A 1483-nucleotide genomic window follows, 5' to 3' on the forward strand; every position below is an offset into this window, starting at 1 on the left:
ACATTTATCTTTAGATTATAAAACACCAAATATGGTATATAAATTATCAGCTTAATTCAATTTTAACCTGTAGCCATATTTCAGGACAAGACATAAAAACCAACCTATGACAATATCAGGAATAGTAATCTGTAGTACTTGCCAACAAAAAATAAAATTAAGACATCAAGTTGGAACTATATATCCTGTAAAAGTAAATATTCCTTGTGATAAATGTGGGAAAATATTGAAAGGAGAAGTTGTAAGAGATAAAGAGTGTGCATTTCAATTTCCTTATGAAAATGTTACTATGGAATTCGACAATGCTGACCAAGTAGTGAGTGTTTCTACTGAATTACCTATTTTAAAAGAGAAAACAAATCAAGTTACATCTACGTTAACACCATTTTTGGCTCTTTTTCCTGGATACTTCACTATGCAAGAATTAGGGGATTTTACAGCAAAAATAAATGAGTTTGACTCTTTCTACAAAAGCAAATTTAACTCTTTAATCACATTATTTGAACTGTTCGAAAATAAGAATTGGTTTTATTTTTTAAATCATCTAAAAGAAAATTTTGACGATGAAATAGATGAAATAGAAACATTTGAACATTGCTCTTTAATGCTTGTAAGTTTAAATGAAAATGTATTTAATCTTTTAAGAACAAAATTCTACAAAAAAGAATTTGATGATAAAATATTTAATGAATTATACAAAAACAATCACAATAAAAAAGAAAAGTTAAAAGAATTAAAAATTGAAATAGAAAAATACATTAATGTAGAAGACGAGTTTATAAAAGGAATAAACCTACTTGGACAATTCCTTGAAAATTCAAAAAGTTTTTTACCTGTAGTTTTATTATCATCTAAAAATGATTTTTCAAAATCTTATGGCGAAGATTTAAATATAACAACTTTTGACTTTAATGAATTAAAACACATATTCATAGAACAATTTGAGTTTTTAAGTAGAATATCATCAATTTACTTTGGTTTATTGAATCTTGAAAAAGAGAATGACTTTGACAATTTCGGAACAATTACAGAATGTAATAACTTATCTTTTTATTGCAATAGAGATAACGGAATAAAAAAAGAAATCATTAAAAAAGAACCTATTTTAAATGACTATTTTTTAAATACTTTGAATAGTCAAATCAGAAATGGAATAGGTCATTTAAAGACTAATTTTAATGCCAAAAATCAAATTATACAATATTTCCCATATAAATCGCCTGTAAAAAAAGATAGGTTTAAGGAAATTTACTTAATTGATTTTGCTTTTATAATATTTCAACAATCATTGAAAATACATAATAGCTTGAGAATTATTGCTAAATTAAATGAACTAATAAAATAATTACTACAGCTAACACCGTATATAATTTATTGCTGGCTTCTTACCTACTTGCGAAAGTCCTCGCGGACTTTCTTGGTCGGTAATTATTCACTAAATTAGTTGCTTGAAATACGCAACAAACCATATACAACAACGTTA

1 protein-coding gene is annotated in these 1483 nt (G+C 25.5%); it reads left to right on the top strand.

Features of this window, described 5'->3' with window-relative positions; genetic code table 11:
* Positions 1 to 106 precede the first annotated feature (106 nt).
* The gene (locus H593_RS0115410; RefSeq protein WP_037052685.1) at positions 107 to 1345 is read left to right on the top strand and encodes a hypothetical protein; all 1239 of its coding nucleotides are present in this window, start codon (positions 107 to 109) and stop codon (positions 1343 to 1345) included.
* Positions 1346 to 1483: the final 138 nt, after the last annotated feature.

The organism is Psychroserpens burtonensis DSM 12212 (assembly GCF_000425305.1).
Lineage (GTDB): Bacteria > Bacteroidota > Bacteroidia > Flavobacteriales > Flavobacteriaceae > Psychroserpens > Psychroserpens burtonensis.

Coding starts and splice junctions, on each gene's coding strand:
- H593_RS0115410 (WP_037052685.1), top strand. CDS start 107: ATGACAATATCAGGAATAGTAATCTGTAGTACTTGCCAACAAAAAATA.